Source organism: uncultured Roseobacter sp. (assembly GCF_947492555.1).
Lineage (GTDB): Bacteria > Pseudomonadota > Alphaproteobacteria > Rhodobacterales > Rhodobacteraceae > Roseobacter.
Window position 1 is genome coordinate 487,994 of sequence record NZ_CANLNE010000003.1, and the last position, 16,774, is coordinate 504,767.

17 protein-coding genes are annotated in these 16,774 nt (G+C 60.9%); 16 read left to right on the forward strand and 1 reads right to left on the reverse strand.

The genetic code is table 11. The features are described from left to right. Positions 1-61 precede the first annotated feature (61 nt). From Q1A07_RS15505 to Q1A07_RS15580, 16 genes are all read left to right on the forward strand, one after another. The gene (locus Q1A07_RS15505; protein ID WP_299782893.1) at positions 62-469 is read left to right on the forward strand and encodes a DUF5333 domain-containing protein; all 408 of its coding nucleotides are present in this window, start codon (positions 62-64) and stop codon (positions 467-469) included. Positions 470-508: 39 nt separating this feature from the next. Continuing rightward, a complete protein-coding gene (gene nuoG, locus Q1A07_RS15510) occupies positions 509-2,521 on the forward strand; it encodes an NADH-quinone oxidoreductase subunit NuoG (RefSeq protein ID WP_299782895.1) in 2,013 nt (670 codons plus the stop codon). Then, positions 2,518-2,901 carry a hypothetical protein gene (locus Q1A07_RS15515; RefSeq protein ID WP_299782897.1) on the forward strand — a complete coding sequence of 128 codons (384 nt, stop codon included), beginning with the start codon at positions 2,518-2,520 and terminating at the stop codon, positions 2,899-2,901. Before nuoG ends, Q1A07_RS15515 begins: the two co-directional genes overlap by 4 nt. Positions 2,902-2,907: 6 nt before the next feature. Then, entirely contained in the window at positions 2,908-3,945 is a 1,038-nt protein-coding gene (gene nuoH, locus Q1A07_RS15520) for an NADH-quinone oxidoreductase subunit NuoH (protein ID WP_299782899.1), read from the forward strand. 2 nt (positions 3,946-3,947) lie between these two features. Next, the gene (locus Q1A07_RS15525) at positions 3,948-4,355 is read left to right on the forward strand and encodes a hypothetical protein (protein ID WP_299782901.1); all 408 of its coding nucleotides are present in this window, start codon (positions 3,948-3,950) and stop codon (positions 4,353-4,355) included. Then, positions 4,352-4,846: an NADH-quinone oxidoreductase subunit NuoI gene (nuoI, locus tag Q1A07_RS15530; RefSeq protein ID WP_195820523.1), complete on the forward strand. Its 495-nt coding sequence runs from the start codon at positions 4,352-4,354 to the stop codon at positions 4,844-4,846. Before Q1A07_RS15525 ends, nuoI begins: the two co-directional genes overlap by 4 nt. Next, positions 4,843-5,226, forward strand: a complete 384-nt coding sequence (locus tag Q1A07_RS15535) for a carboxymuconolactone decarboxylase family protein (RefSeq protein ID WP_299782904.1) — start codon at positions 4,843-4,845, stop codon at positions 5,224-5,226. The genes nuoI and Q1A07_RS15535 overlap by 4 nt, the downstream gene beginning before the upstream one ends. After that, the gene (locus Q1A07_RS15540) at positions 5,223-5,642 is read left to right on the forward strand and encodes a carboxymuconolactone decarboxylase family protein (RefSeq protein WP_299782906.1); all 420 of its coding nucleotides are present in this window, start codon (positions 5,223-5,225) and stop codon (positions 5,640-5,642) included. Before Q1A07_RS15535 ends, Q1A07_RS15540 begins: the two co-directional genes overlap by 4 nt. Next, on the forward strand, positions 5,639-6,241 hold the full coding sequence (locus Q1A07_RS15545; RefSeq protein ID WP_299782908.1) for an NADH-quinone oxidoreductase subunit J: 603 nt from the start codon (positions 5,639-5,641) through the stop codon (positions 6,239-6,241). Before Q1A07_RS15540 ends, Q1A07_RS15545 begins: the two co-directional genes overlap by 4 nt. Before the next feature lie 97 nt (positions 6,242-6,338). Beyond that, positions 6,339-6,644, forward strand: a complete 306-nt coding sequence (gene nuoK / locus Q1A07_RS15550; protein WP_011569388.1) for an NADH-quinone oxidoreductase subunit NuoK — start codon at positions 6,339-6,341, stop codon at positions 6,642-6,644. 128 nt (positions 6,645-6,772) lie between these two features. Next, entirely contained in the window at positions 6,773-8,893 is a 2,121-nt protein-coding gene (nuoL, locus tag Q1A07_RS15555) for an NADH-quinone oxidoreductase subunit L (protein ID WP_299782911.1), read from the forward strand. Next, positions 8,893-10,434: an NADH-quinone oxidoreductase subunit M gene (locus tag Q1A07_RS15560; protein WP_299782913.1), complete on the forward strand. Its 1,542-nt coding sequence runs from the start codon at positions 8,893-8,895 to the stop codon at positions 10,432-10,434. The genes nuoL and Q1A07_RS15560 overlap by 1 nt, the downstream gene beginning before the upstream one ends. Before the next feature lie 11 nt (positions 10,435-10,445). Then, on the forward strand, positions 10,446-11,888 hold the full coding sequence (gene nuoN, locus Q1A07_RS15565) for an NADH-quinone oxidoreductase subunit NuoN (protein ID WP_299782915.1): 1,443 nt from the start codon (positions 10,446-10,448) through the stop codon (positions 11,886-11,888). Between the two features lie 56 nt (positions 11,889-11,944). Further along, the gene (locus Q1A07_RS15570; protein ID WP_299782917.1) at positions 11,945-12,694 is read left to right on the forward strand and encodes a biotin--[acetyl-CoA-carboxylase] ligase; all 750 of its coding nucleotides are present in this window, start codon (positions 11,945-11,947) and stop codon (positions 12,692-12,694) included. Positions 12,695-12,706: 12 nt separating this feature from the next. Further along, positions 12,707-13,480, forward strand: a complete 774-nt coding sequence (locus tag Q1A07_RS15575) for a type III pantothenate kinase (RefSeq protein WP_299782919.1) — start codon at positions 12,707-12,709, stop codon at positions 13,478-13,480. A 5-nt stretch (positions 13,481-13,485) separates the two neighbouring features. Then, on the forward strand, positions 13,486-15,153 hold the full coding sequence (locus tag Q1A07_RS15580; RefSeq protein WP_299782920.1) for a ribonuclease J: 1,668 nt from the start codon (positions 13,486-13,488) through the stop codon (positions 15,151-15,153). A 75-nt stretch (positions 15,154-15,228) separates the two neighbouring features. Here the strand turns inward: Q1A07_RS15580 and Q1A07_RS15585 are convergent, their stop codons facing one another. Beyond that, a complete protein-coding gene (locus Q1A07_RS15585) occupies positions 15,229-16,686 on the reverse strand; it encodes a DEAD/DEAH box helicase (RefSeq protein ID WP_299782921.1) in 1,458 nt (485 codons plus the stop codon). Between the last annotated feature and the right edge of the window lie 88 nt (positions 16,687-16,774).

The window sequence follows — 16,774 nt, forward strand, 5'->3', positions numbered from 1 at the left end:
GACCTGCGCTCCCCATTTCATGGGGTGGATGGGGCATACCGCCTTGCGCAGGAGACCGGATATGAAAAAGAGTGTTGTGATGCTGGCTACGGTGGCCGCTTTGACCGTGACGGGTGCGACCGCTGACAACCCGCCACTGCGGGAAGTGAAATCCATCGATGATGGACTTTTTGTGGTTGGTCTCGCCGACCAAATCCGCAAGAATTGCCCCGACATTTCGGCACGGGTCTTCCGGGCGCTGGGAGCTCTGCAGGATTTGCATTCTCAGGCGCTTGCGATGGGCTACACGAAGTCGGAGATTGATGCCCATATCGACTCGGATGCGGAAAAAGACCGTCTGCGCACCCGCGCGGCAGACTATATGGCCGCGCAAGGACTGAAGCCGGACGCGGCGGGATACTGTGCCCTGGGCAGGGCGGAAATTGAACGTAACAGCACCGTTGGTGTGCTGCTGCGCGAACAGAATTGATCTGCGGCCAAGGCTGCATGTGGAACAAAGGCACGTGATATGAGCGACTTACGCAAAGTCATAATTGATGATCAGGAAGTCGAGGTAGACGGCGCGATGACGCTGATCCAGGCCTGCGAAGAGGCCGGCATCGAGATCCCGCGCTTTTGTTACCACGAGCGGCTGACGATTGCGGGCAACTGCCGCATGTGTCTGGTCGAAGTGGTGGGCGGGCCACCGAAACCTGCGGCCTCCTGCGCGATGCAGGTCAAGGATTTGCGGCCCGGACCCGAGGGCCAGCCACCAGTCGTGAAAACGAATTCGCCGATGGTCAAGAAGGCACGTGAAGGCGTGATGGAATTCCTACTGATCAATCACCCGCTGGACTGCCCGATCTGTGATCAGGGCGGCGAGTGCGATCTGCAGGATCAGGCGATGGCCTACGGCGTGGATTTCTCGCGCTACCGCGAGCCCAAACGGGCAACAGAAGACCTCGATCTCGGCCCGTTGGTCGAAACCCATATGACGCGCTGCATTTCTTGCACACGCTGTGTGCGGTTCACCACGGAAGTGGCGGGCATTCACCAGATGGGCCAGACCGGGCGTGGCGAGGATGCGGAGATCACGTCGTACCTGGGCCAGACGCTGGATTCGAATTTACAGGGCAATATCATCGACTTGTGCCCCGTGGGCGCTTTGGTCTCCAAGCCCTATGCTTTCACCGCACGGCCCTGGGAGCTGACCAAGACCGAGAGTATCGATGTGATGGATGCGCTGGGATCCAACATCCGCGTCGACACCAAAGGGCGCGAAGTGATGCGCTTTCTGCCGCGCAACCATGACGGCGTGAACGAGGAATGGATTTCGGACAAAACGCGGTTCGTCTGGGACGGGTTGCGGCGGCAGCGGCTGGACAAGCCCTACATCCGCGAGAACGGCAAGCTGCGGGCGGCCACGTGGCCGGAGGCGCTGAGCGCGGCGGCACAGGCGATGGCAGGGAAATCGGTTGCGGGTGTTATCGGCGATCTGGCCCCGGTAGAAGCGATCTATGCGCTGAAACAGATGGTCGAAGGTCGCGGCGGCGTTGTCGAATGCCGCACCGCGGGCACGCAACTGCCAGACACCAACCGCTCGGCCTATGTGGGCACAGCGGTCATCGAGGATATCGACACGGCGCGTAACATCCTGCTGATCGGGTCGAACCCGGCGGTGGAAGCGCCGGTGCTGAACGCACGTATCCGCAAGGCGTGGACGCAGGGTGCCGATATCGCTCTGGTGGGCGAAGAGGTCGATCTGACCTATGAGTATGCCCATTTTGGAGGCGGTCCTGCAGATCTGACCAAGTATCGCGACTGCGCGGTAGAGAACCTCTCGGACAACGGGCTGGTGATTGTTGGCCAGGGGGCGCTGCGGCGTCCCGATGGGTTGGCGGTGCTGGCCGAGGCGATGGCGATTGCCGAGGCGGCGGGCGCGGGCTTCATGGTGCTGCACACGGCGGCAAGCCGTGTTGGCGCGCTGGATGTGGGCGCGACCAACCCGGGCGGTATGGAGGCGGTGGTGCAGGCGGAGGTGATCTACAACCTTGGCGCCGATGAATTCGATATCGATGCCGGACCCTTCGTAATCTATCAGGGCAGCCACGGTGACCGGGGCGCACATCGGGCGGATATCATCCTGCCGGGCGCGGCCTATACCGAAGAGCCGGGCCTGTTTGTGAACACTGAGGGCCGCCCGCAATTGGCCTTGCGCGCCGGGTTTGCCCCAGGGGACGCCAAGGAAAACTGGGCGATCCTGCGCGCGCTTTCGGCTGAAATGGGGGCGACGCTACCCTATGACAGCATTGGACAGCTGCGCAAGATGCTGGTGGATGAGATTTCTCATCTGGGTAAGATTGACGAGATCGCAGAGACAACCCTCCGCCCGATTGAAGGGGGCACCCTGTCGGATGCGCCCTTCAAACAGGCGATCACCGATTTCTACCTGACCAACCCGATTGCACGTGCGTCCGAGCTGATGGCAGAACTTAGCGCGAACGCCAAGGCACGCCGACAGGAAGCGATTGCAGCTGAATGAGGCGGATCGCGCTCATATCCCCCTTGGCGCTTGTCGCCTGCGCGCCGCCCGTACCAATGGCAGAGGATTTCATCCCTGATTATCTCGGGGTTGAGACAGTGCCGCTGGACGGCGATCTCGTGCAATTTAACGTGGCCATGACCAAAGCACTCTCCGAGCAGGATGTGCGGCGCTATGCCGAATGCGCGGCGGCCCAATATACCGTGGACCGCGGATACGGATTTGTACGACATTTGCGCACAAATGTGACCGAAGAGGGTGGCGTGTGGGCAGCAGATGCTGTTTACACGATTTCGCCAACCCTGCCTGACGGGCTAGCTACAGTCGACGCCGAAGTCACCGTGGCCGCTTGCAAGGAAACTGGAATACCGACGGTGTGAGGACCTATGGCTGACTTCTTTACCACCCCCGGCGGCGTTGCCGTCCTGATCCTGGCACAGGTGCTGGCGGTGATCGGCTTTGTCATGGTGTCGCTGCTCTTTCTGGTCTACGGCGACCGCAAGATCTGGGCCGCCGTGCAGATGCGGCGCGGCCCGAATGTGGTGGGCACCTTCGGGTTGTTGCAGACCGTGGCGGATGCGCTGAAATACGTGGTGAAAGAGGTTGTTGTGCCTGCGGGGGCCGACAAGACGGTCTTCATGCTGGCCCCGCTCACGTCTTTCGTGCTGGCGCTGATCGCCTGGGCGGTGATCCCGTTCAACGAGAGCTGGGTTTTGTCCGACATCAACGTCGCGATCCTTTTTGTCTTCGCGGTCTCCTCGCTGGAGGTTTATGGCGTGATTATGGGCGGCTGGGCGTCGAACTCGAAGTATCCGTTTCTGGGGAGCTTGCGCTCGGCGGCGCAGATGATCTCTTACGAGGTCTCGCTGGGGCTGATCATCATCGGGGTGATCATTTCGACCGGCAGCATGAATTTCGGCGGCATAGTGGCCGCACAGGACGGGCCGTATGGCTTCTTCAGCTGGTACTGGCTGCCGCATTTCCCGATGGTGTTTTTGTTCTTCATCAGCTGTCTGGCCGAGACCAACCGCCCGCCGTTTGACCTGCCGGAAGCGGAATCGGAATTGGTTGCGGGCTACCAGGTGGAGTATTCCTCGACGCCCTTCCTGCTCTTCATGGCGGGGGAATATATCGCGATTTTCCTGATGTGCGCGCTGACCTCGCTGCTGTTCTTTGGTGGCTGGCTGTCGCCCATTCCCGGGCTGCCCGATGGTGCGCTCTGGATGGTGGCCAAGATGGCATTCTTCTTCTTCATCTTTGCGATGGTGAAGGCGATCACGCCGCGTTATCGCTATGACCAGCTGATGCGGCTGGGCTGGAAAGTCTTCCTGCCCTTCAGCCTTGTCTGGGTGGTCTTCGTGGCCTTCGCCGCCAAATTCGACTGGTTCTGGGGCGCTTATGCGCGCTGGGGCATGGGAGGGTGAAGATGGCTGCTACAATCCTCAGTCTCTCCGGTGCGATGCACGGCTCTACCGCAGTCGCAGACTGCGAAGCGGCATTCACGCGGTGGATTGAAGCGTTGCCTGAACATCAGGTGGCGGGTGCGCAGGAAATGTACATGAATGCAAAGACCCATGCTGGCAAAGAACAAGCTATGGCCATCTACAAGTACATCGACGAAATGGTTAAGGTTAAATTCAACCTGGAGCGGGACCGACCGGTAAGCTCCACCGTCGCAACTCGATTCATACTGGTTGATGATTGGCTGACATGCACGGAAGAGCTTGGGTATGAGCCTGAAGATCCGTCCGAGATCGAGTTCTTCGACGGCTTCTACGAGACAATTGGCAAGGAACGAAGCTCACTGAGGCAAACAGCGGAGGCTGCTCAATGACACAGATCGACTACACCCGCGCCGCCAAATATTTCCTGCTGCAGGATGTCTGGACCGGCATGAAACTGGGGCTGAAATACTTCTTTGCCCCAAAGGCGACGATCAACTATCCGCATGAAAAGGGGCCGCTATCGCCCCGGTTCCGCGGCGAACATGCGCTGCGCCGCTATCCGAATGGCGAAGAGCGCTGCATCGCCTGCAAGCTCTGCGAGGCAATCTGCCCGGCGCAGGCCATCACCATTGATGCGGAGCCGCGCGAGGACGGCTCGCGCCGCACCACGCGCTATGACATCGACATGACCAAATGCATCTACTGCGGCTTCTGTCAGGAGGCCTGCCCGGTGGATGCGATTGTCGAAGGGCCGAACTTCGAGTTCTCCACCGAGACGCGCGAGGAGCTTTACTACGACAAGGAAAAGCTGCTGGCCAATGGCGAGCGATGGGAAGCCGAGATCGCCCGCAACCTGGAACTGGATGCGCCTTACAGATGACCACCTCTGACGCATATACGCGCGGCAAGGCGATGGCGGAGGCCACCAATCCGGGCATTGAGGATGCGCTGGCCGCACGCTATGACGCCATCCTGCCGGGGTTTTCCACCTCGATGATGGAAGTGGCGTTTGGGCACTATTATACGCGCGAGGGGTTGGACGACCGGACGCGGTATCTCGCAACGGTCGCTGCTTTGGCGGCTTTGGGTGGGCAGACCGGCCCGCAGCTGAAGGTGCACATCCGCAATGCTCTGCGGTCGGGTGCGACCCAGCGCGAGGTGGCCGAAGTGATCAACCAGATGGCGCTTTATGGCGGCTTTCCGGCGATGATCAACGCGCTCAACTCCGCCCTTGAGGTCTTCGAGGAGGAGGCCGCATGAGCGACGCAAAGAACCCCTTCGAAGGCGCGAACCCTTTTGCAGCCATGTTCACGCAGGCGCAGGAGATGGCGAAAGCCTTTCCGGCGATGGAGGCCTTCACGCCCAAAGGGTTCGAGAAGATGATGGGCACGATGCCCAAAGAGATGATGGAAATGATGTTCGGCAACGCGCTGAACGAGGGCTCACTGGATGCGCGCACGCGCATGCTGCTGACGCTTGCGGGGCTGACCATGCAGGGCGCACAGAATGACGTGGCCTTTCGGCAAGCGGTGCGCCATGCGCTGGAGGCCGGGGCCACCGAGCAGCACATTGTTGAGACCATCGGCCAGATGTCGATGTTTGCGGGGCTGCCTGCGATGACCCGCGCGCTGGAACTGGCGCAGCAGGTGCTCGACGAAGGAAAGGACGAAGAATGACGGTTTTTGCCTTTTATCTCTTTGCAATCAGCGTGATCGCGGGCGGGCTCTTTACGGTCATCAGCCGCAATCCGGTGCATTCGGTGCTCTGGCTGATCCTTGCGTTTCTGAGCTCCGCCGGGCTCTTCGTGCTTTTGGGCGCGGAGTTCGTGGCGATGCTACTGATCATCGTCTACGTGGGCGCGGTGGCGGTGCTGTTCCTCTTTGTCGTCATGATGCTCGACGTGGATTTTGCCGAACTCAAGGCGGAGATGGCGAAATACATGCCGCTGGCGCTGCTGATTGCCGTGGTGATCCTGATGCAATTCGTCATGGCTTTCGGGTCGTGGGAGGCCAATGCCGCGGCAGAAGGTCTGCGCGCGAATGTCACGCCTGTTGATCGGCACAACACCGAGGCGCTGGGAATGATCCTTTATGACCAGTATTTCCTTTTGTTCCAGCTGGCCGGTTTGATCCTGCTGATCGCGATGATCGGGGCAATTGTGCTGACACTGCGTCACCGTTCGGATGTGAAACGCCAGGATGTTGTGGCCCAGATGATGCGCGACCCGGCCCTGGCGATGGAACTCAAAGACGTTAAACCGGGGCAGGGTTTGTGATGGACGGAGATCAGGTTGCCATACTGATTGCCATAGGTGTTGCCGTTGTTGCGGCGTTTGGATACTTCAACCGGTCGTAGACGCCGGGAGGGACAGAATGATTGGACTAGAACACTACCTCACCGTGGCGGCGACGCTCTTTGTCATCGGCATCTTCGGGCTGTTTCTCAACCGCAAGAACATCATCATCCTGCTGATGAGCATCGAACTGATGCTGCTGGCGGTGAACATCAACCTTGTCGCCTTCTCCAGCTTTCTGGATGATCTGGTGGGGCAGGTGTTCACGCTCTTTGTACTCACGGTGGCTGCGGCGGAAGCGGCGATTGGTCTGGCCATTCTGGTCTGTTTCTTCCGCAACCGCGGCACCATCGCCGTGGAAGACGTCAACGTGATGAAGGGCTGACGCCATGACACTCGCGATGTGGATCGCAATACTGATCGCGGGCGTGGGCGGCAGCGCAGCTGTACTCTACCTCGCCTGGCCCGACCTGACGCGCGCGGCGTCCAACGATACTCCGGAGAGCTGAGCCAATGGAAACCATCATCCTCTTTGCCCCGCTGGTAGGCAGCCTGCTCTGCGGCTTTGGCTGGCGCATCTTTGGCGAGACGGCAGCGATGTGGATTTCCACGTCCCTCCTCTTTGTCTCGGCCATTCTCAGCTGGGTTGTCTTCCTGACCTTCGACGGCACCACCGAGCAGATCCAGATCCTGCGGTTTATCGAAAGCGGCACGCTGAGCACCGATTGGGCCATTCGTCTGGACAGGCTGACGGCGATCATGCTGATCGTGATCACGACTGTGTCCAGCCTCGTGCACCTCTATTCCTTTGGCTACATGGATCACGACCCGCAGTGGAAAGAAGGTGAAGTCTACAAACCGCGCTTCTTTGCCTATCTGTCGTTTTTCACCTTCGCGATGCTGATGCTGGTGACGGCGGACAACCTTGTGCAGATGTTCTTTGGCTGGGAGGGCGTGGGGGTCGCGTCTTACCTGCTGATCGGCTTCTACTACCGAAAGCCCACGGCCAATGCCGCCGCCATAAAGGCCTTTGTGGTCAACCGGGTAGGCGACTTTGGTTTCGCGCTGGGAATCTTCGCGCTGTTTTTCCTCACGGATTCGATCAATTTCGATGATGTCTTTGCGGCAGCACCCGATCTGGCGGAAACGCAACTGACCTTCCTCTGGGGGGAATGGAATGCGGCAAATCTGGTGGCTATGCTGCTTTTCATTGGCGCGATGGGGAAATCGGCGCAACTGCTGCTGCACACCTGGCTGCCTGACGCGATGGAAGGGCCGACGCCGGTATCGGCGCTGATCCATGCCGCAACCATGGTGACCGCAGGCGTGTTCCTTGTCTGCCGCATGTCGCCGATCATGGAGTTCGCACCCGAAGCGATGATGTTCGTGACCGTGCTGGGTGCGACCACGGCCTTCTTTGCGGCGACCGTGGGTCTGGTGCAGACCGACATCAAACGCGTGATCGCCTATTCGACCTGTTCGCAGCTGGGCTATATGTTCGTGGCGGCGGGCGTGGGGATGTATTCCGCGGCGATGTTCCACCTCTTCACCCACGCGTTCTTCAAGGCGATGCTCTTCCTCGGCGCGGGCTCGGTCATCCACGCGATGCACCACGAGCAGGACATGATGAACTACGGCGGGCTGCGCAAGAAGATCCCCTATACGTTCTGGGCGATGATGATCGGCACGCTGGCGATCACGGGCGTCGGTATTCCTGTGTGGATTCTGACGTTGGGGGAAATACCCATCGGCTTTGCGGGCTTCCAGTCCAAGGACGCGATTGTGGAGAGCGCCTATGCCGCCGGATCCATGTACGGCTTCTGGGCGCTGGTGATCGCGGCGCTTTTCACCAGCTTCTACAGCTGGCGGCTGATGTTCCTGACCTTCTATGGCGAGCCACGCGGGGACAAGCACACCCATGACCACGCGCATGAAAGCCCGATGACGATGATCGTGCCGCTGGGTGTGCTGAGCCTCGGCGCGATCTTCGCCGGGATGGTCTGGTATGGGTCCTTCTTTGGTCACACCGACAAGGTTGCTACGTTCTACGGCATTCCCTACGCGGAAGAAGGCGCGCATGGCGACGATCATGGCGAAGCGAAAGCAGATGATCACGGTGACGATCACAGCGACGCAAAAGGCAAAGAAGGCGAGCATCACTATGCCTTTGCCGGTCAGCCGGGCGAGGGCGCGCTCTACATCGCGCCGGACAACACGCTGCTTGATGATGCGCATAAAGTACCCTACTGGGTGAAGACCTCGCCCTTTGCGGCCATGCTGCTGGGCTTCCTGACCGCCTATTGGTTTTACATCAAGAACCCCTCGCTGCCCGGTCGTCTGGCCGAGAACCAGCGCCCTCTGTATCTGTTCCTCAAGAACAAGTGGTATTTTGACGAGCTCTACGAGGTCATCTTCGTCGGACCCGCCAAATGGATCGGCAGCTTCTTCTGGCGGCGGGGCGATGGCGATGTGATTGACGGCAGCCTGAACGGTGTTGCCATGGGCATCATCCCGTTCTTCACCCGCCTCGCGGGCCGTGCGCAGTCCGGCTATATCTTCACCTACGCCTTTGCCATGGTGATCGGCATTGCGGTGCTGGTCACATGGATGTCGCTGAGCGGGGGAGCAAACTGATGGACAATCTGCTTTCCATTGTCACCTTCATCCCCGCCGTGGCGGCGCTGATCCTGCTGGTCTTCCTGCGCGGCGACGACGAGGCCGCGAACCGTAACGCCAAATGGCTGGCGATGGCGGCGACCTCGATGACCTTCCTCGTGTCGCTGTTCATTCTGGCCGAGTTCGATCCGAACGACACCGGCTTCCAGTTCGTGGAAGAGGCGCCGTGGCTCTTGGGCCTGCAGTACAAGATGGGCGTCGATGGTATCTCGGTGCTTTTCGTGATGCTGACGACCTTCATCATGCCGCTGGTGATTGCCGCGTCCTGGAACGTGACGGAGCGCGTGAAGGAATACATGATCGCGTTTCTGATGCTGGAAACGCTGATGCTCGGCGTCTTCATGGCGTTGGATCTGGTGCTCTTCTACCTGTTCTTCGAGGCGGGGCTGATCCCGATGTTCCTGATCATCGGCATCTGGGGCGGGGCGAACCGGATCTATGCGAGCTTCAAGTTCTTCCTCTACACCTTCCTCGGCTCGGTACTGATGCTGGTGGCGATGGTCGGAATGTTCGCCGAAGCGGGCACCACGGACATAGAGCAGCTGCTGATCCACCAGTTCGACTTTGAGACCTTCAGCATCGCAGGCGTGACCATCGTGGGCGGTCTGCAGACACTGCTGTTCCTCGCGTTCTTCGCCAGCTTCGCGGTCAAGATGCCGATGTGGCCCGTGCACACCTGGCTACCGGATGCGCACGTGCAAGCGCCGACGGCGGGGTCGGTGGTGCTGGCCGCGATCCTGCTCAAAATGGGGGGCTACGGTTTCCTGCGCTTTTCGATCCCGATGTTCCCGGTGGGGGCGGAGGTGCTGACGCCGCTGGTCCTGTGGATGAGCGCCATCGCGATTGTCTACACCTCGCTGGTTGCACTCGTCCAAGAGGACATGAAGAAGCTGATCGCCTATTCCTCGGTCGCGCATATGGGCTTTGTGACCATGGGCATCTTTGCGGCCAACCAGCAGGGCGTGGATGGTGCCATCTTCCAGATGATCAGCCACGGGTTCATCTCCGGCGCGCTCTTTCTTTGTGTGGGCGTGATCTACGACCGTATGCATACCCGTGAGATCGACGCCTACGGCGGCCTCGTGAACCGGATGCCGGCCTACGCGCTGATCTTTATGCTGTTCACCATGGCCAATGTGGGTCTGCCGGGCACCTCCGGGTTCGTGGGTGAATTCCTGACGCTGGTGGCGATCTTCCAGGTCAATACCTGGGTGGCAGCGGTGGCCACCACGGGCGTGATCTTCTCGGCGGCCTACGCGCTCTGGCTCTACCGCCGGGTGGTCATGGGCGATCTGATCAAGGAGAGCCTGCGCTCGATCACCGATATGTCCCCGCGTGAACGCTGGATCTTTGCGCCTCTGGTGGCCATGACGCTGCTGCTGGGCGTCTACCCGGCGCTAGTGCTGGACATCACCGGACCTGCAGTCGCGGCCCTGGTTTCAAACTACGATACGGCGCTGGCCGCGGCAGAAGCCGCCTCCCAGCTTGCGTCGAACTGAAGGATTAACGCATGACTTCCGCTGATCTGACCCTCGTGCTGCCGGAAATCCTGCTGGCGGTCTATGCCATGGTGATGCTGCTGGTGGCGGTCTACACCTCCAAGGACGGGTTGGCCTCGACGCTGGTCTGGATGACCGCCGGGGTGATGGTCGCGCTGGCCGCCTATATCGGTGTCACCGGCGAAGGGGCCAAGAGCGCCTTCAACGGGATGCTGATGATCGACGGCTTTGCGCGGTTTGCCAAGGTCACGATCCTGCTGGCTGCGGCGTCGGTGCTGATCATGTCCGAAGGCTACATGAAGTCCCGCGATCTGCTGCGGTTCGAATACCCGCTGCTGGTGGCGCTCAGCGCCGTGGGTATGATGGTCATGGTCTCGGCGGCGGACCTGATGGCGCTTTACATGGGGCTGGAGCTGCAATCGCTGGCGCTTTACGTGGTGGCCTCACTTCGCCGGGACAGCGTGAAATCCACGGAAGCGGGTCTCAAATATTTCGTGCTGGGCGCGCTGTCCTCGGGTCTGTTGCTCTATGGCGCGTCGCTGGTCTATGGCTACGCGGGCACCACGCTCTTCTCCGGCATCATCGAAACCGCGCAGGCGGGAGAGGTGTCGCTGGGCTTGCTCTTTGGCCTTGTGTTCCTGATGGCGGGCATGGCCTTCAAAGTGTCCGCTGTACCGTTCCACATGTGGACGCCGGATGTCTACGAAGGCTCGCCCACCCCGGTGACCGCCTTTTTCGCCACCGCCCCCAAGGTCGCCGCGATGGGACTTTTCGCGCGAGTGCTGCATGATGCCTTTGGCAATGCAGTCAGCGACTGGAGCCAGATCGTGGCGCTGCTGTCTGTGCTCTCGATGTTCCTTGGTGCGGTCGCGGCGATTGGCCAGACCAATATCAAACGTCTGATGGCCTTCTCCTCGATTGCCCACATGGGCTATGCGCTCATGGGGCTCGCGGCGGGCACCGTGCTTGGCGTGCAGGCGATGCTGATCTACATGGCCATTTATGTGACCATGAACGTCGGCACCTTCGCCTTCATCCTGATGATGGAGAAAGACGGCCAACCGGTGACCGATATTGCGGCGTTGAATATGTATTCCAAGCGCGAACCGGGCAAGGCGCTGGCGATGCTGGTGCTGCTGTTCTCCCTCGCTGGCGTGCCGCCGATGCTGGGCTTCTTCGGCAAGTTCTACGTGCTACGCGCCGCCTATGAGGCGGATCTGGCGTGGCTGGCAATTGCCGGTGTGGTCGCGTCGGTCATCGGTGCCTACTACTATCTGCGCATCGTATTCTACATGTACTTCGGCGACGAAAATGCCGAAGGGCTGGACAGTGGTGGCTCCACCATACTCTGGGGTTTCCTGATGGCGTCAGCGGCCGTGATGGTGCTGGGCATTGCCAATATGTTCGGCGTGGAATCTGCGGCCGCAGCAGCCGCAGCGACACTTGTCAACTGACCATCCTGCGCGTGGTGCACCGATCCTCCGGGAGAAGACCTTGAGTCGAGGACCCCATGATCGGCTGGCCTGAAGGATACGGGCGGCATGTTTTGCCCCAGGTCGACTCGACGTTGGACGAGGTGCAGCGCCGCGCCGGATCAGAACCGGCGCCATTCTGGGTCCTTGCGCAGAAGCAGGCTGCAGCGCGTGGGCGGCGTGGGCGGGCCTGGTCGATGCCCGAAGGCAATTTTGCCGCCACATTGCTGTTACGCCCGGCAGAACCCCCGCATCTCGCCGCTCTGCGTTCCTTTGTCATGTCGCTGGCGCTGCACCGCGCCTTTGTCGAGGTCTGCGGGCGGGCGGATGCCTTTGCCCTGAAATGGCCAAACGATGTGCTGCTGCGCGGCGGCAAGGTGGCGGGCATTCTGCTCGAAAGCACCGGGCTGGGCGCTGCGATGGGGCCGCTGGCCATCGGCGTTGGCGTCAATCTCGTCGCGGCCCCCGGTGCCGACGAAGTCGAACCTGGGGCTGTGCAACCAGTGTCGCTGCGCGGTGAGACGGGGATCACCGTGGCACCAGAAGCCTTTCTGGACGCTCTGGCCCGCGCTTATGCGCCGTTGGAGCAACAGTTCACAACCTTGGGCTTTGCGCCGATCCGCGCCGCCTGGATGGAGCATGCCGCGCGCCTTGGGGAGACGATCATTGCGCGCACCGGGCGTGAGGAAATCACCGGCACCTTTGAGGATGTGGACGCGGATGGTAACCTGCTGCTGCGCACGCCCAAAGGGCTCCGCGCTATCGCCGCGGCGGATGTATTTTTTTGAAGGGGGAGTGCCATGCTTCTGGCCATCGACTGCGGCAACACCAACACCGTTTTTGCGATCTGGGATGGCGAGCAGTTTCTGGCGTCCTGGCGTACCTCCACGGAGTGGCAGCGCACGGCGGATCAGTATTACGTCTGGCTGAGCACGCTGATGAAGCTGCAGGGGATCGAGGCGCAGATCACCGATATGATCATCTCCTCGACGGTGCCGCGGGTGGTCTTCAACCTGCGCGTCATGGCGGATCGGTATTTCAACACGCGGCCCTTGGTGGTGGGGAAACCGGATTGTCTGCTGCCGGTGGATGTGCGGGTGGATCAGGGCACGGCTGTCGGCCCCGACCGGTTGGTGAACACGGTGGCCGGACACGATCTTTACGGTGGCGACCTGATCATGGTGGATTTCGGCACGGCCACGACCTTCGATGTGGTCGACAGGGATGGGGCCTATATCGGAGGGGTCATCGCGCCGGGCGTGAATCTCAGCCTCGAGGCGCTGCACCAAGCCGCCGCCGCCCTGCCGCATGTGGACATTTCCAAGCCGCAGGCGGTCATCGGCACCAATACGGTCACCTGCATGCAATCAGGTGTTTTTTGGGGTTATGTCGGGCTCGTGCGTGAGATATGTGCCCGGATCAAGGCAGAACGCGAACGCGAGATGCGCGTGATATCAACGGGGGGGCTGGCCCCGCTTTTCCAGCAGTCCGAGGCGCTTTTCGACGCCTTCGAGGATGATCTGACAATTCACGGGCTGACCGTGATCCACCAATTCAACAAGGACGCCGCTTAAATAATATGAGCAATGAACGATTGATCTACCTCGCGCTTGGCGGCGCGGGCGAAATTGGCATGAACTGCTATGTCTACGGATACGGTCGCCCGGGCAAGGAGCGGCTGATTGTCGTTGACCTTGGCGTGGCCTTTCCCGACATGGAAACAAGTCCGGGCGTCGATCTGATCCTGCCGGACATCAGCTGGCTGATCGAGCGGCGGGAGCAGATCGAAGCGGTGTTCATCACCCACGCCCATGAAGACCACATCGGCGCTGTGGCGCATACCTATGAGCAGCTCAAGGCGCCGATCTATGCGCGCCCCTTCACCGCCAATATCGCTGCGCGGAAGATGGAAGAACACGGGCATCCCGAGGATGCGGTCCAGGTGGTCTCGGCCTGGCCCGAACAGGTGCAGGCGGGGCCGTTCTCCGTGGGTTTCCTGCCGATTTCGCACTCGATCCCGGAAAGCTCGTCTATGGTGATCGACAGCCCGGACGGGCGGGTCATCCACTCCGGTGACTTCAAGCTGGATGAGACCCCGCTGGTGGGCGAGCCATTTGACCCGGAGCTCTGGGCAGATGTCAGCAAGGGGGGCGTGAAGGCGCTGATCTGCGACAGTACCAATGTCTTTTCCCCGGACCCCGGCCGGTCCGAGGCGAGTGTCGGTCCGGAAATTACCAAACTGGTGCAATCTGCCAAGGGCATGGTGGTTGCCACGACCTTTGCCTCCAACGTCGCGCGTGTGAAAACGCTGGCCGAGGCGGGCGAGCGCGCCGGGCGGTCGATCGTTCTGATGGGGCGGGCGATGAAACGCATGGTGGAGGCGGCAGTGGAAACCGGTGTGCTCACCGATTTCCCGCCTGTTGTGCCGCCGGAAGATGCCAAATCCATCCCGCGTGAAAACCTGATGCTGCTGGTGACGGGGTCACAGGGCGAACGCCGCGCAGCTTCGGCGCAACTGGCGCGGGGCAAGTATCAGGGGATCGAGATGAAAGAGGGCGATCTGTTCCTCTTTTCCTCAAAGACCATTCCGGGCAATGAAAAAGGTGTGATCCGGATCATCAATGCCTTCTCCGAGCAGGGGGTTGATGTGGTCGATGACAGCACCGGGCGCTATCACGTCTCCGGCCATGCGAACCGGCCCGATCTGGAACGGCTGACGAGCATCGTGAAGCCGCAGGTCGTGATCCCCATGCACGGTGAGCACCGGCACCTGCGCGAGCATGTGAAGCTGGCGGAGCACAATGGCATGACCGGGGTTCTGGCCGTCAATGGGATGATGGTGGATCTATCGGGTAACCAGCCGAAGATCGCGGATTACATCGAGACCGGGCGCACCTATCTGGATGGGTCGGTGCAGATCGGCGCGCTGGACGGGGTCGTGCGCGACCGGATCCGCATGGCGCTGAACGGGCATGTGGTGGTGACCGTCATTCTGGATGACGAGGATGAACCCTTGGGTGAGCCGTGGTGCGAGCTGAAGGGGTTGCCGGAGACCGGCAGCAGCCGCGCGTCGCTGGTAGACGTGCTGGAGGCCGATCTGGGGCAATGGTTAGCGCGGGCAGGGGCTAAGACCCTGCGCGACGATGACAAGCTACATGAAGGGCTTAAACGCACGGTGCGTCAGACAGCACTTGACGAGATCGGGCGCAAACCCGAGGTCACGATTGTTGTCAGCCGTCTGAGCTGAGTTGTCTGGCCGGGGGGCTTTTGGCGTCCCGGCCCTTCGGGGAGGATATTTAAGGTCAGAAGAAGCGGGGGCGTGTCAGCCCGCGCTGCGTTCCTTGAAGCTGAGGCCGATGAATTCGGGCGTGTGATCGCCCAAGCCCACGACCTTGTTGCCGCCCCGGTCGGATTTGTCGTTTTGACCGCCACCGCCTGAACCGCGCCGGCCCCTGCTGCGTTTGGGTTGCTCGTCTGGTTTGGGATCCGATTTAAACTCGGGTTTTGCCGCGTTCTCCGGCTGCGCCGTGTCCGCCTCATCCTTCTTGCGGCTGCGGGACCGGCTGCGCTTGGGCTTTTCGTCAGCTGACTGCTCTGGCTTGGCGGGCTGGTCTTCCACCGGTGCGGCACTCTGGAGAGGGTTGTCGATCCGCGGGATCTCCCGTTGCACCAGCCGTTCGATATCGGCAAGGTTTCTTTCGTCGCGCGGCACGCAGATCATCACGGCTTTGCCGTCCCGCCCCGCGCGGCCCGTGCGGCCGATGCGGTGCACGTAGTCTTCCGCATGGCTGGGCACATCGAAATTGAACACGTGGCTCACCGACGGCACATCGAGCCCGCGTGCGGCCACGTCGGAGGCCACGAGGAACCGCAACGTGCCATCGCGAAAACCGTCAAGGGTGCGGGTGCGCTGTGACTGGTCCAGATCACCATGGATCGGAGCGGCGTCATACCCGTATTTCTTCAGTGACTTAGCAACGATATCCACGTCGACTTTTCGATTGCAGAAGACGATGGCATTGGTACATTTTTCACCCTCAGCGTCGATCACGGCGCGCAAAACCTTGCGTTTCTCAGAGGGTTCGCGGTCCTTGCGCGAGCCTTTGAACATCACGACACCCTGCGCGATGTTTTCGCCGGTTGTGGCTTGACGCGCCACCTCGACCCGCTCGGGCGCGGAGAGGAAGGTGTTGGTGATCCGCTCGATCTCCGGCGCCATGGTGGCCGAGAAGAACAGCGTCTGGCGGGTGAAAGGGGTCAGCGAAAAGATCCGTTCGATGTCGGGGATGAACCCCATGTCGAGCATCCGGTCCGCCTCATCCACCACCATGATCTGTACGCCGGTGAGCAGCAGTTTGCCGCGTTCGAAGTGGTCGAGCAGACGGCCTGGCGTGGCGATCAGCACATCCACACCCTTGTCGATCAGCTTGTCCTGTTCCTTGAAAGACACGCCGCCGATGAGCAGCGCCTTGGTCAGTTTCAGGTGTTTGGAGTAGGTGTCGAAGTTCTCGGCCACCTGTGCTGCCAGTTCCCGCGTGGGGCAAAGCACGAGACTGCGCGGCATGCGCGCCCGCGCACGACCCCGCGCCAGCATGGTGATCATCGGCAGCGTAAAGCTGGCGGTCTTGCCGGTGCCGGTCTGGGCGATGCCGAGGACGTCCTTGCCTTCCAGAGCGGGCGGAATCGCACCGGCCTGGATGGGGGTGGGGCTTTCATAGCCCGCTTCGTCAATGGCTTTCAAAACTTTTGGATTCAGATTCAGGTCAGAAAATTTGGTCATATGTGTCCGGTTTTGGCGGACACTTTCTTGGCCCGCAGCAGCATCCATGTCGGCCCGCATGGCCCAAGTGGCGACCGATGTCGCGACA

What these genes read in the sequence shown, in the direction of transcription:
- Q1A07_RS15505 (WP_299782893.1), top strand. Translation starts at nt 62, where the DNA reads ATGAAAAAGAGTGTTGTGATGCTGGCTACGGTGGCCGCTTTGACCGTG.
- nuoG (WP_299782895.1), top strand. Translation starts at nt 509, where the DNA reads ATGAGCGACTTACGCAAAGTCATAATTGATGATCAGGAAGTCGAGGTA.
- Q1A07_RS15515 (WP_299782897.1), top strand. Translation starts at nt 2,518, where the DNA reads ATGAGGCGGATCGCGCTCATATCCCCCTTGGCGCTTGTCGCCTGCGCG.
- nuoH (WP_299782899.1), top strand. Translation starts at nt 2,908, where the DNA reads ATGGCTGACTTCTTTACCACCCCCGGCGGCGTTGCCGTCCTGATCCTG.
- Q1A07_RS15525 (WP_299782901.1), top strand. Translation starts at nt 3,948, where the DNA reads ATGGCTGCTACAATCCTCAGTCTCTCCGGTGCGATGCACGGCTCTACC.
- nuoI (WP_195820523.1), top strand. Translation starts at nt 4,352, where the DNA reads ATGACACAGATCGACTACACCCGCGCCGCCAAATATTTCCTGCTGCAG.
- Q1A07_RS15535 (WP_299782904.1), top strand. Translation starts at nt 4,843, where the DNA reads ATGACCACCTCTGACGCATATACGCGCGGCAAGGCGATGGCGGAGGCC.
- Q1A07_RS15540 (WP_299782906.1), top strand. Translation starts at nt 5,223, where the DNA reads ATGAGCGACGCAAAGAACCCCTTCGAAGGCGCGAACCCTTTTGCAGCC.
- Q1A07_RS15545 (WP_299782908.1), top strand. Translation starts at nt 5,639, where the DNA reads ATGACGGTTTTTGCCTTTTATCTCTTTGCAATCAGCGTGATCGCGGGC.
- nuoK (WP_011569388.1), top strand. Translation starts at nt 6,339, where the DNA reads ATGATTGGACTAGAACACTACCTCACCGTGGCGGCGACGCTCTTTGTC.
- nuoL (WP_299782911.1), top strand. Translation starts at nt 6,773, where the DNA reads ATGGAAACCATCATCCTCTTTGCCCCGCTGGTAGGCAGCCTGCTCTGC.
- Q1A07_RS15560 (WP_299782913.1), top strand. Translation starts at nt 8,893, where the DNA reads ATGGACAATCTGCTTTCCATTGTCACCTTCATCCCCGCCGTGGCGGCG.
- nuoN (WP_299782915.1), top strand. Translation starts at nt 10,446, where the DNA reads ATGACTTCCGCTGATCTGACCCTCGTGCTGCCGGAAATCCTGCTGGCG.
- Q1A07_RS15570 (WP_299782917.1), top strand. Translation starts at nt 11,945, where the DNA reads ATGATCGGCTGGCCTGAAGGATACGGGCGGCATGTTTTGCCCCAGGTC.
- Q1A07_RS15575 (WP_299782919.1), top strand. Translation starts at nt 12,707, where the DNA reads ATGCTTCTGGCCATCGACTGCGGCAACACCAACACCGTTTTTGCGATC.
- Q1A07_RS15580 (WP_299782920.1), top strand. Translation starts at nt 13,486, where the DNA reads ATGAGCAATGAACGATTGATCTACCTCGCGCTTGGCGGCGCGGGCGAA.
- Q1A07_RS15585 (WP_299782921.1), bottom strand. Translation starts at nt 16,686, where the DNA reads ATGACCAAATTTTCTGACCTGAATCTGAATCCAAAAGTTTTGAAAGCC.